We start from the raw sequence: 15,270 nt of genomic DNA, 5'->3' as shown, positions 1-15,270 counted from the left end.
AATCGCTGCTTTTTCATAAAAATTCTTTTTCCCCCATTGAAAATAATTCCGTTGTGGTAAGATTGCTTTGTTAAGGTTATGCCTTAGGCAAAAATCACATCGGGGGAATTCATGGGAACCAAATTTATCTTTATCACCGGAGGCGTTGTAAGTTCTGTCGGGAAAGGTGTTACTGCTGCATCTTTAGGACGTTTACTGAAGCAACACGGATTTAATGTAGCAATTCAAAAATTGGATCCTTACATTAATGTATATCCGGGATTATTGAGCCCCTTGCAGCACGGAGAAGTATTTGTTCTGGATGATGGCGGAGAAGCCGATCTGGACTTAGGCCATTATGAACGATTCATTGATATCCGATTGACAAAAGCCAGCTCAGTTACTACAGGAAAGATTTATAAATCCATTCTCGAAAGTGAACGCAACGGCGACTTTAATGGCGGCACGATCCAGGTTATTCCGAATATCACCAATGAGATTTGCGCACGGATTAAAGCAGTAGCAGAACAAACAAAAGCCGATTTCGTCATTGTGGAAGTCGGTGGAACGATCGGTGATATTGAAGGGGAACCGTTTATTGAAGCCATCCGTCAGATCCGCAGTTCACTGCCCGCTGAAGATACCTTAAACATCCATGTCACCTGGCTGCCGTATATTCGTGCAACCGATGAGTTGAAGACAAAACCCACTCAACATTCGGTCAGAACGTTACGCTCCATGGGAGTCGCTCCCGATGCGATCATCGCCCGGTCGGATTTTCCTGTTTCAGACCATTTGTGCCAAAAAATCGCTGATTTTTGCGATGTTGATGTTCAAGCGGTCATCCCGATGGTCACTTGTAAACAACTGTATGAAATCCCGCTAAAATTAGAAAACTCGAAAATTGGTGCCTATATTGAAAAAAGAATGAAGATTCAATCACCCATTGCTGTGCCGGACTGGTCAGAATGGGAATGGATTTTGAAAGAATCAACCCGCAAGAATAAACCGGTTGTTAAAATCGGTCTGGTAGGGAAATATATTGATTTGCATGATGCCTATTTGAGCGTGCGGGAAGCAATTCATCATGCAGCACTGCATGAAGGCGTCAAACTTGAACTCCATTGGATTCCATCACAAGGATTGGAAAACGGTGAATACTGGGATGAGATCCAATCGATGGACGGACTTCTGATTCCGAGCGGACTTGAAGCAAGCGGTACCGAAGGAATGATCCAGGCAGCAAAATTTGCGAGAGAAAACCACATTCCTTTCTTCGGAATATGCATGGGAATGATGGCAATGGCAATTGAATATGCACGAAACGTATTGCAGCTTCAGGATGCAAGTTCCACGGAATTTAATTCGGAAACACCGCATCCGATATTTTATCTGCCGGAACAACACCCTGATCCCGATCATTACGGAAACGGAATGATGCGATTGGGCTTATATCAGGAGCACTTGCTTCCGGGAACAAAAATCGAAACATATTACCATACAACAGAAATACAGGAACGACATAGTCATCAGTATGATTTTAATCCGGCGTATCGTGACATCTTTGAAAAAAGCAGAATGGCGCTATCCGGCTTTTCAGCAGACGGGAAATATCTTGAGTCGATTGAATTAAATGATCATCCATTTATGATCGGAGTGATGTTTAATCCGGAATTTTTATCACGTCCGAACCGCCCGCATCCGGTCTTCTCTGCTTTCATTCATGCAGCTTTCATAAAATCAAACCCATAGAGAGATATCTGATGATAAAATTCGATCTGTCTGTTCCCTATTGTACATTTTTTAAGTCTATATATTTTCCCGCTATGCGGGAAAATATATAGACTTAATTCCATTCAAATATTGTCTGATATGATCAGAATTGTAGGAAACAGAAAAATTGGTTTAATTTAATTCGGAGTTATTGTGATTGATATTCTTATTAGTGCAGTCTCTTTAGGCATCTTATGGGCAATTATGGCGATTGGTGTATTTCTGACATTCAGAATTTTGGATATCGCCGACCTTTCCTGTGAAGGTGTTTTTCCTTTGGGAGCTGCTGTTGCCGCAAAAATGATATCGCAAAACGGTGATCCTTTTACTGCCTGTCTCGCTGCAATTGGAGCCGGAGTTCTGGCAGGATTGGTCACCGGCATACTGCATACGAAACTGAAAATCCCGATCCTTTTGTCCGGGATCTTATCCATGACGGCGTTATATTCCATCAATTTGCGGATCATGGGAAAAGCAAATATTTCTCTGCTGCGAATGGAAACTGTCTATTCCAAAATTGGAAATCTCTTTCATCTGAGCGATAAAGCCTCAACCATTTTTGTCGGCTTGATTTTTGCTATCGCGGTCATCATTCTGCTCTGGTGGTTCCTGAATACAGAATTAGGATATTCTGTTCGGGCAACCGGTAATAACGTCTATATGATTCGGGCGATGGGTGTCGACACAGATAAAATGTTCATGATCGGTCTTATCATAGGGAATGCAATGATTGGACTGGCAGGGGCATTAATCGCACAAAATCAGAGTTATGCGGATATTGGAATGGGAACCGGCACCATCGTTATCGGATTAGCATCGGTGATCATTGGGGAGGTTCTTTTTGGGAAAAGAAATGTCTTCCAGCATATGGTTTCCATATTACTCGGAAGTATTGCCTACCGCATTATCATTTCGCTGGTATTGGAAATCGACTTTAAGATAAAAATCGCGGGTCTGATCATACCGATTTCAGTGGAACCAACCGACTTAAAATTGTTTACATCGGTTATTGTGGCATTTGCACTTTCCCTGCCTGTCATCAAACAATTATCTGCAGGGAAAAAAGCTTCCAAAACAGCAAAATCCTGAGAGAGGAGGATGGTCACATGCTAAAAGTTGAAAAAATTACAAAGATATTTGAACCTGGCACAGTCAGTGAAAAAGTCGCCCTCAATCAGGTGGATCTGGTAATGAATGAAGGTGATTTCGTTACAGTAATCGGTGGAAACGGAGCCGGAAAATCCAGCCTTTTGAATGCAATTGCAGGACGGTTTGAGGTTACATCCGGAAGTATTTTTATTGATGGAACCGATTTGACACGACAACCGGAATATAAAAGAGCCCAATGGATCGGACGCGTTTTTCAGGATCCCATGATGGGCACTGCCGCAAATATGACAATTGAAGAAAATCTTTCCATCGCGTTACGACGTGGAAAAATTCGGACGTTAAACTGGGGTATCGGCAAAGGTGAAAAAGAAGTCTATATTAATCACTTAGCCCAGTTGGATCTTGGTCTTGAAACGAGGATTAAAACAAAAGTCGGACTGCTTTCCGGGGGTCAGCGGCAGGCGCTGACACTTCTGATGGCAACCATTAAAAAGCCAAAGCTTTTGCTGCTGGATGAGCATACTGCAGCACTTGATCCCAGCACTGGCAGAAAAGTCCTTTCACTGACAGATAAACTGGTTAAAGAAAATCGTCTGACTACGCTGATGGTTACGCATAATATGAAAGATGCAATTCAATATGGAAACCGGATCATCATGATGGACGAGGGAAGAATCATCGCTGACATCCCGCTTGAAAAAAAGAAAAATATCCAAGTGGAAGATCTGATCTCCTTATTTGAAAAGACCAGCAGATCCGGAATCGCCAATGATCGATTGCTGTTAGCCTAAGGTTCCATAATGATTGAAATTATATTTGGAGATAATTTAACAGAACTGAAAAAATTGGCAGACCAATCCGTAGATCTGATTTATATTGATCCTCCTTTCAATACGGGAAAAGTACAAAAACGGACAGCGATGAAAACCACGCGCGATGAAAATGGCAGCCGGATCGGTTTTCAAGGACATCATTACGTCAACGAAAAAATCGGTTCAAAAAGCTATCAGGACTCTTTTGGAGATTTTTATGCGTTTCTGCAGCCCCGAATCGAAGAAGCGTATCGAATTTTAAAAAATAACGGTTCCTTCTATTTCCACATCGATTACCGGGAAGTTCATTACTGCAAGGTTTTAATCGATGAAATTTTTGGAAGAGATTCATTTCTGAATGAAATTATCTGGGCGTACGATTACGGGGCGCGGACAACGAAAAAATGGCCTCCGAAACACGATAACATTCTTTTCTATGCCAAAGATCCGAATCACTACACCTTCAACACCGATGATATGGATCGGATTCCATATATGGCGCCAGGACTGGTGGGGAAAGAGAAGAGTGAACGCGGCAAATTGCCAACAGATACCTGGTGGCATACCATCGTTCCGACAAACAGCAAAGAAAAAACAGGCTACCCGACACAAAAACCATTAGGAATCCTGCGTAGAATTATCCGTGCATCCTCCAATCCGGGAGATACTGTTTTAGATTTTTTTGCCGGCAGCGGAACGACAGGAGCAGCTTGTGCCGAATTAGGCAGGAACTGCATACTGATGGATAATAATCCGGAAGCGATCCAAGTTATGAAAGAAAGGTTAAAAACCGCAATATAATGCTCAATTTGGTAGCGACACCCATCGGAAATTTGAAAGATATCACACTGCGTGCACTTGAGACGCTGCAGACTGCAGACTATGTTGTCAGCGAAGACACCAGAAAAACCGGAATGCTGCTGCACCATTTTGAAATCAAAAAACCGCAGATATCCTTCCGCGAGGACAACGAACAAAAAGCATTGCCCAAAGTGATGGAGCATTTAAGAGCCGGTGAAAATGTCGCGCTCGTCACCGATGCCGGCTCACCTTCAATTTCTGATCCGGGATACCTGTTAGTCCGAGCAGCCATTGCAGAGGGCATCCCTGTCAGTGCAATTCCGGGTCCCACAGCTCTGATTATGGCGCTGACGTTATCCGGACTGCCAGTTCATTCTTTTACGTTTCGCGGTTTTCCACCCAGAAAACATGGTCCGCGAAAACGTTTTTTTGCTGTGGACGCAGAAAGCCCGCATACACTGATTTATTATGAAAGCCCATACCGGTTAGTTGCTTTTCTTCAGGACGCAATAGAAGTATTTGGTGATCGATCTGCCGCCGCAGCGAACGATCTGACAAAAATGTTCGAAACTGTCGATCGCGGAAAACTCAGCTTCTTACTTGAAAAATTCCAGGCAGAACCACCGCGCGGAGAATATACCATCGTGATTACTGGTTCTGACGGTTTGTCTGCCGAGGATTCAGAACAGGTAACAGATGAACAGGAAGTGGACTGATGCACCGCTTTTTCATTCCGAGTGAGAATTTCAACGCGGATCCAATCATCCTTCCATCAGATACTTCAGATCAGATCCGAAAAGTTTTGCGATTAAAAGATGGGGAGACCATCTGTTTACTGGATAATTGCGGTAATGCCTCCGAAGCAGCAATTGAATACATGGACGGAAAATCCATCTGTGCTCATGTGAAGCGATCATATCCGGTATCAAATGAACCTGGATGCAGAATCACCCTGTTCCTCTCCTTAACACAGCGCGAAAAATTTGAGTGGATGCTGCAAAAGTGTACCGAAGCAGGAGCTTCTGTGTTTATTCCCATTTTTTCCGAACGCAGTCTGGTCCGAAATACGGATGATGTGATTCAAAAATATCCGCGCTGGCAGAAAATAATACAGGAAGCAGCAGAACAATCAGAACGAGGCATAATCCCTGCACTGCGCCGTCCAATGAAGTTTTCTGACGCGATCCGAACAGGTTTAAGCGACTCCATCCGTCTGTTTTTCTGGGAAGAAGAACGGAATCAGACCTTACAGCAAGCCCTGCAGCCGGTTAAATCCAACTTATCCGCAGCATCCATCATCATCGGTCCGGAAGGTGGTTTTTCACAGCAGGAAGCTGATCTTGCCGTTTCCGAAGGCTGGTTGACAATAACGATGGGAAAGCGGATATTCAGAGTAGAAACCGCTGCAATCGCATCGGTTATCCTGACCCTATATGAACTGGAGCGACAATCATAATCAGCAGGATGCTGCATTTTAGATGAAAAGAAATTATTGTAGTTCATTATTGTTCGAAAGGATCATCGAAATTTCGAATTCGAATCGGTCCTTTCTCTGTCAAAAAATCGGGAAGAAGTATTTGGTGTAGCGTTATTTTACGATTAATTCGAAAGATTAATGGATATTTCGAATTGTTGAGCTAAAGGTAACAAAAACGTATTTATGATATACTAAAACTGGTCAACAATTATTAAAAATTCTTCAACCAGTTATTCGAAATATGAGCAGGATAGATTTGTTGTTGTGTTGCTTATGCGCATTACGTAGAAGCAATATAATAACAAGTTTTCTCAATAGATTCAATCGTTCGGCCAATATTTCGAATTGTTTGTCGTGTACAGGGTCTATTGGTTCAGGAATCTTTTCCGGTTGTTTCAGAAGGTGTTCCTGAGCTAATGATTGATCAGATGGATTGGAAAATCCAGATCAGCCCTCAAAGTGAACCCCCAGTTTTTACACTGAAGGGAATAGGGTATTTTGAGGAAATCATGTCATTAACAAATTCAAATCTTTCTTATGAACTCCCGCAAAAGTTTGAAAAACGTATCGGCTTAAAATTCAATAACACTTTATTGTTATGCAGGGCTTTAACTCACCGATCTTTTCTTAACGAGCATCCGGATGCAATCGAAGACAATGAGCGGCTTGAATTTCTGGGAGACGCTGTATTGGATTTTGTTGTCGGTGCATGGTTGTATAACGAACTACCGGAAATGCCGGAAGGAGATCTGACAAAATATCGATCTGCACTGGTTCACACCGAACAATTGGCAGAATTCGCTCGCAAGATCAACCTGGGAAAAGCATTAAGGCTTGGCAAAGGAGAACTGCAAGCAGGGGGAAAAACAAAAACCGCACTGCTCTGCGATGCATTTGAGGCAGTCATCGGTGCATTATATTTGGACCAGGGAATCGATGCCGTCCAAAATTTTATCCTGCCTTTCATTTCAAACGCGCTTGAAGATATTGTATCCAATCATAAAGGAGATGATCCCAAAAGCCGTCTTCAGGAAATCGTTCAAGCGCAGGAATTGCCTATCCCGCATTATGTCGTTGTAAAAGAGATAGGTCCCGATCACTCAAAAATCTATGAAATTGAAGTTGTAGTCGGAGATAAAACGCTCGGAAAAGGACGCGGTACGAGCAAACAACTGGCGACAAAAATGGCTGCACAAGATGCATTAACCAATCTGGGATATGGGATCTACGGTCAATGACCGATGAGACACACTTTGCTCTCGGATTTACAATCCATCGAAAAAAAGCAGTAATCTGATTTTTTCGTGAAAGAAACAATGGCCCTCCGATTAAAATCAATCGAACTCCAGGGATATAAAACATTTGCAAATAAAGTCCGTTTTGAATTCCCGGCACGGATCACTGCAATTGTCGGACCAAACGGGTCTGGCAAATCAAATATATCAGATTCTATCCGCTGGGTTTTAGGCGAACAATCCTATTCATTGCTGCGCGGCCGAAAAACGATGGATATGATTTTTACTGGTTCGGAGCAAAAAGCACGTGCCGGTATGGCATCCGTCTCGATTCTATTTGACAATCAAGACCATTGGCTGCCGATTGATTATGAAGAAGTGTCAATCACCAGACGAGCTTTCCGGGACGGCGATAACGAATACGCAATCAACGGTCAAAAAGTCCGACTGAAAGACATTAATGAACTTTTAGGGCAATCAGGATTGGCAGAACGCACCTATACTGTCATCGGACAAGGATTGATTGACAATGCGCTTTCACTGAAACCGGATGACCGTCGTAAATTCTTTGAAGAAGCAGCCGGAATCGGACTTTTCCGCAGCCGCAGAGAAGAGGCATTGGAACGGTTGGATGTCACACGCAGAAACATGGAACGGATTGGTGACATCCTTGGAGAATTGGAACCGCGCATCCACAGCCTGGAACGTCAGGCGAAAAAAGCACGCGAATATGAACAAATAAAACAGGATTTAAAAAGCCTGCTTCGGGAATGGTATGGGTACCATTGGCATAAATCGCAGCAACTGTTGATCAGCGCCATGAACCAGCATGCCGTTCAAGAAGAGAAAACAAATCAGACAAGACTGGAATTTGCCGAATTCGACAATCACCTGACAGCCTTACAGGAAAAAGTCCGCACAACCCGTCTGAATCTGAGCCAGTTGCACAACCGGTTGTCTGATGCACACCATCAACTCGAACAATCTACCCGAAGTTCAGCCATTCTTGCAGAACGTTTGACCACAGCGAAAAATCAGCTGGCAGAACAATTGAAAGAAATCGATTCCACGGTTGCCGAATTAGCGATTCTTGAAAATCGTAAGAAAACATATGAGAATGAAATTATTGAGCTTCAAAAAAGCTGCGAGACTGCGCTTCAACAAAAGGATCTGGTCGAACAGGAATTACAAGGAAAACAAAGCGAATTAAAACGGCTCCAAAATGAACGAACTGAAAGAAGAAACAGCCTGACAAAAATTGAAGCGTCGCTGATTCGTTTGAATGCGCGTAAAGATGAGCTTCAGAATCAGATGAATTCTTTGACACAATCGATTGAAAAATTAAAAATCGCCTTGGAAGATCACCAATCCAATCTGGCATCGATTCGCAATGAATCCACCCGATACAGCGCTGAGTTTGAAAAAACCGAATTATTACTTAAGGAAAACATACAGAAGCAGAATCAGATCAGAGAGACACTGCAAAGCCTCGATAAGCAGCGTTCCGGTTTATTAGCAGAACAAAACAAAGCAGATGTGGAATTCTCTCGCTGCGCAGCACAAATTGAAGTGATCAAAAACGCGGATCAGAGTTTTGCCGGATTGAATCAGGGCGCCCAATTTCTAATTAAAGTAGCAAAACAAGGGAAACTGCGTCAAAATTTGCGGTCTTTAGGAAGTCTTTTCATAATTCCAAAGGAATACGAAATCGCAGCCGCTTCTGCGCTGGGCGATCATTTAGATGCGATCTTGATGGAACCGGAAGATTTGAATTATGCAATGGATCTGTTATGCAGCGGTGAAAACGGCCGCGCTGTAATGATTTCAGAAGCCTTTCATTCAGAACGTCATTCCGGTCAGAATAATCCCGCATTGGAATCGCTGCCCTGTCTGATTGACCTGATCCAATTCGATGAAACGCTGCATTCCATTGCCGAAAGGCTCTTTGGAAATGTTTATCTGGCAGAATCACGAAAACAAGCCATGAAACTGCAATCCGAGTTACAGCCGGATCAAATGATTGTAACGCTATCAGGAGATACATTTCGCGCAAACGGCAGTATTATTTCGGGTAATGAAAATCGGCATCAGGTGCTTTCACGTCCCAGAGAAAAGCAGGAATTACAGGAAAAAATGGCTGCAGCGCAAGAAAAAGCAGCGCAGCATCAAAAAGCAATAAAGGATCTGGATTTAACCATTGAGCTGAAACGCAAAGAAAATCAGGAAATCAGCGTTCATATCACAGAATACCGTTTGGCACTGGAAACAATTCAAAAGAAAATGTCTCAGTATTCCATGGAAATCCAAAAGCAGGAGCAGACAATTGCATTCCAGAACCAGCGAATTCGCGAATATGAAAAACAAATTCAAGCAGCCTGCAATACAACCACGCAAGATGACAGCGAAATATTAAAGCTGGAAAAAGAGAGGAATGCACTCCAGGAGACAATTCATCAGCTGACCAATTCGATGCATCAAATTCAGTTGGATGAGCTGCAAAATCAACTACACCATTGGACGCTGGAATGGACTGTTACAGATAAATCAATCCGGGAAACACAATTCCGAATTGCTGATTTGAATGCTCAGATTCAAAAAAACCAGCAAAAAAAGCAACTTAATGAAACAAAAGTCGCAGAAATCAATCATCAAATCTATCAAATGATCCAAAATGAGATTGAAATCAGGAAAGAATCCGAAGAAATCAATTTGCTGTCAAAATCCATTGAAGCGGAGATTGCGCCAGAAGAAATTGTATTAGCAAAACTGGAGGAAGAACACAATACGGCACAAGCTGAATTTCAGGCATTCCAAATCAAATTGAGCGCGGCTGAAAAAGCATTCGCTCAATCACAGATCGACGTAACCAGAAACAAAGATCAGCTTGAGATACTCCGAAAACAAATTGAGGATGATTTTGGATTAGTGGCATTTGATTATTGTGATCAGATTCAAGGACAAACACCGCTGCCGCTTGGAGATTGGGTTGATAAACTGCCGATCATTGAATCCTTACCGCCCGAAATGGAAGAACAAATTACCCGTCAAAAAGCTTTCTTATATCGGATGGGTTCCATCAATCCGGAATCGATTACGGAATATAAGACCGTCAATGAACGCTATCTTTTCCTGAAAACACAAAAAAATGATCTTGAAAAAGCTGCCGGCGATTTGCGCAAAGTAATCAACGAATTAGACGAAATGATGAAGAATGCGTTTCAAAAGACGTTTGAAAAAGTTCAAATTGAGTTTGCCACAATGTTTACACGGCTCTTTAATGGAGGGTCAGCGAAACTGATTCTGACAGATCCGGATGATCCGAATCAATCAGGTATTGATATTGAAGCGAAATTACCTGGTCACCGGGAGCAGGAGCTTTCCCTCCTTTCAGGCGGTGAGCGTAGTTTGACATCTGTCGCGCTTGTTTTTGCGCTCCTGCGGGTCAACCCGACACCGTTCTGCGTGATGGATGAAGTTGATGCAGCATTGGATGAAGCCAATGTCGGCCGTTTTTGTGAACTATTAAAAGAACTCAGCCAGGAAACTCAGTTCATCGTGATTACGCACAACCGAAATACTGTCGAAACCGCAGATGTGATTTATGGAATCACAATGGGGCGCGATTCAGCCAGCCAATCCGTCAGTCTGCGACTTGATCAAGTAAGTAAAGAAATCTTAAATTAAAATTTATGGGTTTTTTGCCAAGCCGGATGATTCGGAAGAATCAATTTCCTGATCACGTTCCAACGTCCGGATTCCATTCCGAATCTGATTGATGGAACGATCCATTTCATATTCAAGCCTTTTTAAAGTATCCAAAGCATATTTATCGGCTTCACGTTTAATCACTTCTGCTTCCGTTTTTGCCTGAGAAGTTATCTGTTCCGCTCGTTTATTTGCTTCATTGACGATTTCATTTTTTGAAATCAGTCCTTCCCGTTCTTCTTTTGCACGTTCGATTATCCGCTCATGTTCTTCTTTTGCCTGCGCTAAGATTCGATCTCTTTGTGCTAAAACCTGCTGACTACGTTTTATTTCATCAGGAATCGATACGCGCATTTGATCGATTATATCCAACATGCGATCTTCATCCAGAATTACATTATGGGTCAATGGAATTGAACGACCTTGACTGAACAATTCTTCCAGTTTATCAACAAGATTCAAAATATCCATGTTCCCTCCAATTTACCATCAATATCATTCAATTCAATGCAATAAATATGCCATCTTCTTCTATCGCCAAATCAGCAGATTGTTTGAATTGTAAAGGAACCAAAGCATAAACAATTCGTTCTTCCGTCAAATCCGGCAAAGAACAGTGGAATTTTCCAACAAGGTTCAGGATCTTTCCTCATATTCGTCAGTAAATCATGATATAGACATACCTTCCGAATAGAGAGAAAGAATATTTCGTTGCTGTTTTTTATGCGAAGAATAAAAATAATACAACAACGAAATACTCTTCTTATTTTTTCGAATCGCTGCTTATTCGTCCGATGATTGATATGGCAGAAGTTTTTTCTTCATCGCTTCCTCCACATAAGGCGGAACCATCGTGCTGACATCCCCTCCCAATGCTACAATTTCTTTCACAGTGGAGGAAGAAATAAATGTGTAACGGTGATTGGTTATCAGAGAAACCGTTTCAATACTCATGTCCATTTCCTGATTTGCCAGTGCCATCCGGAATTCATAATCAAAATCCGAAAAAACACGTAGTCCACGCACCATTACTTTTGCATCGATTTCTTTAACATATTTTATCGTAAGCCCCGAATAACTGACAACTTTGGCATTTTTAATATCGGATGTAGCCCGCTTCAGAAGCGCCAGCCGCTCTTCAGCAGAAAACAATACATCTTTTTGCGGATGCTCGTAAACAGCAATAATCAATTCATCGAATATTGATGCAGCTCTGCGCGCAATATTAATATGCCCGTAATGCACCGGATCAAAACTTCCTGGAAAAACAGCGCGTGTTAACATCAGCTAATCTCTCCTGATCGTGACTGTAAAGCTTTATCCACTTCATCCTTCAAGAATTGATTCGCTTCTGATGAAAGATCTGGATCTTGTTCAAAAAGTTTTTCGGCTTCCGCTCTGGCTTTTTCAATCAACCGAATATCTGTCAGAGAAGCAAGACGTAAATCCATAAAACCGGATTGCCGGTTTCCAATGAAATCTCCCGGTCCGCGCATATTCAGATCATATTCAGCCAGTTTGAAACCGTCGTTCGTTTCAGTCATGGCTTTCAGTCGTTCATTTTCTGCAGCTGAATCATTTTCCGGGATGAGAATACAATACGATCGATCAGCGCCGCGTCCGACACGACCGCGAAACTGGTGCAACTGTGCCAGTCCGAAATGATCCGCTCCCTCGATTAACATCACGGTTGCATTGGGAACGTCAACGCCGACTTCAATCACGGAGGTGGATACAAGAATATCCGCTTCACGGTTCTTAAATGCCTGAAGAACCGCGTCTTTTTCGTCACCTTTCATTCTGCCATGCAGCAATGAAATTCGCAAATCAGGGAAAATTTCCTGCTGAAGTCTGGATTGCGCCTCAACAGCTGCTTTTCCTTCTCGTTCGTCATCATCTCCCTGTTCCACCAGCGGATATATGATAAAAGCCTGATGACCGGATTTAATTTCACGTTCGATTAATTGATAAATACGCTCACGGCTGATTGCCTGCATCACAAAAGTCTCGACCGGTTTGCGGCCAGCTGGCATTTCATCGATCAGTGTCAAATCAAGATCTCCATAAATCGTTAATGCCAGAGATCTCGGAATCGGCGTAGCTGTCATGACCAGCAGATGCGGATTTGTCCCTTTCGATCTTAATGCTGCGCGTTGCTCAACTCCAAATCGGTGTTGCTCATCAATGATCGCTAACTGCAGGTTTTTAAATTTGACGGGATCTTCAATAATTGCATGTGTGCCGATGACAACAAGAATTTCTCCGCTACTAAGTTTTTCTTTTATTTCCCGTTTCTGATTTTCAGGAGTGCTGCCGATCAATAAAGCAATTTGTTCCGGCTGAATCTGGATATTTGCGCCATCATTACGAATTTGCTCCAAAAAGAGGAGAAAATTCCGGTAATGCTGTTCCGCCAAAATGCTGGTTGGTGCCATCAGAACCGATTGACCGTCGGAATTTGACACTATTGCAGCCGCGATACAGGCAATGATCGTCTTTCCTGAACCGACATCGCCCTGAATTAATCGGTTCATGGGAGAACCTGAATTCAGGTCTTTACGAATATCAGCAATCGCGTTGACTTGTGCGTTTGTCAATTGATAGGGTAGGCATTCTTTCCAACGATTCAGCATATCATCCGATATTTCAAAACGATCTGCCGTATTGGAGATCCATTGCCGTTTTTGCAGCAAAACACAGAGTTGCAGAATAAAAATCTCATCAAAAGCAAGGCGTTTTCGCGCTTCTTGCAACATATCCTGATTCGATGGGAAATGGATCTGTTCAATCGCTTTGGTCAGTGGCAGAAGGTTAGCAGAATCCAACACAGAATCAGGAAGAAATTCCTGAAGGTATCCTGACCAGTGACGAACGGTATTAAAAGCCATTCTACGCAGAAAGTTTTGCTTCAAATTCGAATTTACAGAATAAATCGGAACAATTCGGCTTGTATTTAAGTTCTCCTGTTCGCTGGGTTCCCAATCCGGATTATTCATAACAGGACGGCCAAGATAAATGTCAATTTTTCCTGAAAGAACAATTGGTTGACTGACGCGAATCTGATGAACCAACCAGGGTTGATTGAACCAGGAAACCCGAATGTAACCAGTGCCATCACCGACTACGGCTTCCGTGATCTGATATTTGCCGCGCGTCTGGTTTTCAACGGAATAAACAATTCCGATGACTGTAACAGATTCATCGGGGATCAGTTTATTGATGGTTTTAAATTGGGAATAGTCATCATAACGGCGCGGGAAGTAATACAGAAAATCTCGAACTGAGTAGACATTTTGTTTTGCCAATGCTTTGGCATTTTGAACTCCGATGCCGGGAATATTGATGACCGAACTGTCTAAAGAAGGGTCGCTCGAAGATCGCTCGCGCTTTCGATACATTTTTCGCTCTCGAGATGCAAGATCGCCAGCAGGCTTTTCAGACGCTGATTGCATATCCGCAAGGTTTTCATCATTTTCGATCACAACTGAGCGTTCATTTGCAGTTTTTCGTTCTGCTTTTTGGAGAGATCCGGAATTTTGGATCATCGGATTTTCAGGCTGCTCAAGCGATGCATAATTCGTGCGAATGGTTTTATTGTGCTTTGTATTGAGATCGCTTTTTTTTATCAGACTTTCCGGCATTCGCCCAATGCTACTGATCATGTCTTGAATCGACTGTTCTCTCTGATTGATGTCTAATGATCCATAAGAACAAAGAAAAACAGAAACGGTTTCAATCACATCTTTAGGAATGCTCGCACCGGATGCTTCCTTTTGCCAAATTGATTGGAATTTATCCAGACCGCCTACTACTGCTCGGTTATCATAACCACGATTAATTTCCAGTTGAATGAATCTTTGTAATTTTTCTATTGGTGACAACATAATTTTATTTTATCGTATTTTAAAAGTCGTAATTCTTTCATTTGATATTCAGGTTTCATAAAATCTTTGGTTATCCGCGCTTCTGCTTTCTCATACCAATAAACGAATAAATGGTTCTATAGAATTTGGAAAAAAACATTTTTTGGTCTTTAAATTCAGAGATTCGAAATATCGACATGCTATTCGAATCAATCGGGAAAAACCTGTTGTTGCAATGTGTTTGTGCAAAGCGTAAACACATTGCAACAACAAAGAATCCTCTCCATATTTCGAATTGTTACGTATGATTTTACAGAAAGAATACAATCAAAAGACCAGAATTTTTTCCTGTATTTGATATACCGGTTCCTATTTCGAATGGTTGGATAAGAACCGAATTCATTGAGAATCTTCTGAAATATTAAATCGGTTGCTTCTTTCGATCGATCTTTTAAAGAACCGATCCGGTTTACATCATCCAACTTGGAATCGTATACCCTGACATGAAAAGAATT

11 protein-coding genes are annotated in these 15,270 nt (G+C 42.3%); 8 read left to right on the top strand and 3 right to left on the bottom strand.

Going from position 1 to position 15,270, the window contains the following annotated elements:
* Positions 1-111 precede the first annotated feature (111 nt).
* From ATC1_RS05535 to smc, 8 genes are all read left to right on the top strand, one after another.
* Positions 112-1,731, top strand: coding sequence for a CTP synthase (locus ATC1_RS05535; protein WP_062279162.1), 1,620 nt, complete (start codon positions 112-114; stop codon positions 1,729-1,731).
* 174 nt (positions 1,732-1,905) lie between these two features.
* Complete coding sequence (locus ATC1_RS05530; protein ID WP_062279160.1) at positions 1,906-2,841, top strand: ABC transporter permease; 936 nt, start codon at positions 1,906-1,908, stop codon at positions 2,839-2,841.
* A gap of 17 nt (positions 2,842-2,858) precedes the next feature.
* Positions 2,859-3,653, top strand: coding sequence for an ABC transporter ATP-binding protein (locus ATC1_RS05525; protein WP_062279158.1), 795 nt, complete (start codon positions 2,859-2,861; stop codon positions 3,651-3,653).
* A gap of 9 nt (positions 3,654-3,662) precedes the next feature.
* Complete coding sequence (locus ATC1_RS05520) at positions 3,663-4,475, top strand: DNA-methyltransferase (RefSeq protein ID WP_062279156.1); 813 nt, start codon at positions 3,663-3,665, stop codon at positions 4,473-4,475.
* Positions 4,475-5,191 carry a 16S rRNA (cytidine(1402)-2'-O)-methyltransferase gene (gene rsmI, locus ATC1_RS05515; RefSeq protein ID WP_062279154.1) on the top strand — a complete coding sequence of 239 codons (717 nt, stop codon included), beginning with the start codon at positions 4,475-4,477 and terminating at the stop codon, positions 5,189-5,191. The genes ATC1_RS05520 and rsmI overlap by 1 nt, the downstream gene beginning before the upstream one ends.
* On the top strand, positions 5,191-5,931 hold the full coding sequence (locus ATC1_RS05510) for an RsmE family RNA methyltransferase (protein WP_062279152.1): 741 nt from the start codon (positions 5,191-5,193) through the stop codon (positions 5,929-5,931). The genes rsmI and ATC1_RS05510 overlap by 1 nt, the downstream gene beginning before the upstream one ends.
* A 437-nt stretch (positions 5,932-6,368) precedes the next feature.
* The gene (gene rnc, locus ATC1_RS05505) at positions 6,369-7,190 is read left to right on the top strand and encodes a ribonuclease III (protein ID WP_236688117.1); all 822 of its coding nucleotides are present in this window, start codon (positions 6,369-6,371) and stop codon (positions 7,188-7,190) included.
* Positions 7,191-7,268: 78 nt separating this feature from the next.
* Positions 7,269-10,871, top strand: a complete 3,603-nt coding sequence (gene smc / locus ATC1_RS05500) for a chromosome segregation protein SMC (protein ID WP_062279150.1) — start codon at positions 7,269-7,271, stop codon at positions 10,869-10,871.
* Positions 10,872-10,874: 3 nt separating this feature from the next.
* Here smc and ATC1_RS05495 read toward each other — a convergent pair whose 3' ends face one another.
* The 3 genes from ATC1_RS05495 to recG all read right to left on the bottom strand — a co-directional run bounded on the left by ATC1_RS05495 (position 10,875) and on the right by recG (position 14,776).
* Positions 10,875-11,363: an ATP synthase subunit B family protein gene (locus tag ATC1_RS05495; RefSeq protein WP_062279148.1), complete on the bottom strand. Its 489-nt coding sequence runs from the start codon at positions 11,361-11,363 to the stop codon at positions 10,875-10,877.
* A gap of 312 nt (positions 11,364-11,675) precedes the next feature.
* Positions 11,676-12,176, bottom strand: coding sequence for a pantetheine-phosphate adenylyltransferase (gene coaD / locus ATC1_RS05490; RefSeq protein ID WP_062279146.1), 501 nt, complete (start codon positions 12,174-12,176; stop codon positions 11,676-11,678).
* On the bottom strand, positions 12,176-14,776 hold the full coding sequence (recG, locus tag ATC1_RS05485) for an ATP-dependent DNA helicase RecG (protein WP_062279144.1): 2,601 nt from the start codon (positions 14,774-14,776) through the stop codon (positions 12,176-12,178). The genes coaD and recG overlap by 1 nt, the downstream gene beginning before the upstream one ends.
* Positions 14,777-15,270: the final 494 nt, after the last annotated feature.

The organism is Flexilinea flocculi, from assembly GCF_001192795.1.
GTDB lineage: Bacteria > Chloroflexota > Anaerolineae > Anaerolineales > Anaerolineaceae > Flexilinea > Flexilinea flocculi.
This window is presented reverse-complemented; position numbering and strand designations above follow the sequence as displayed.

What these genes read in the sequence shown, in the direction of transcription:
- ATC1_RS05495 (WP_062279148.1), bottom strand. Translation starts at nt 11,363, where the DNA reads ATGGATATTTTGAATCTTGTTGATAAACTGGAAGAATTGTTCAGTCAA.
- recG (WP_062279144.1), bottom strand. Translation starts at nt 14,776, where the DNA reads ATGTTGTCACCAATAGAAAAATTACAAAGATTCATTCAACTGGAAATT.
- ATC1_RS05520 (WP_062279156.1), top strand. Translation starts at nt 3,663, where the DNA reads ATGATTGAAATTATATTTGGAGATAATTTAACAGAACTGAAAAAATTG.
- rsmI (WP_062279154.1), top strand. Translation starts at nt 4,475, where the DNA reads ATGCTCAATTTGGTAGCGACACCCATCGGAAATTTGAAAGATATCACA.
- ATC1_RS05535 (WP_062279162.1), top strand. Translation starts at nt 112, where the DNA reads ATGGGAACCAAATTTATCTTTATCACCGGAGGCGTTGTAAGTTCTGTC.
- ATC1_RS05525 (WP_062279158.1), top strand. Translation starts at nt 2,859, where the DNA reads ATGCTAAAAGTTGAAAAAATTACAAAGATATTTGAACCTGGCACAGTC.
- rnc (WP_236688117.1), top strand. Translation starts at nt 6,369, where the DNA reads ATGATTGATCAGATGGATTGGAAAATCCAGATCAGCCCTCAAAGTGAA.
- smc (WP_062279150.1), top strand. Translation starts at nt 7,269, where the DNA reads ATGGCCCTCCGATTAAAATCAATCGAACTCCAGGGATATAAAACATTT.
- ATC1_RS05510 (WP_062279152.1), top strand. Translation starts at nt 5,191, where the DNA reads ATGCACCGCTTTTTCATTCCGAGTGAGAATTTCAACGCGGATCCAATC.
- coaD (WP_062279146.1), bottom strand. Translation starts at nt 12,176, where the DNA reads ATGTTAACACGCGCTGTTTTTCCAGGAAGTTTTGATCCGGTGCATTAC.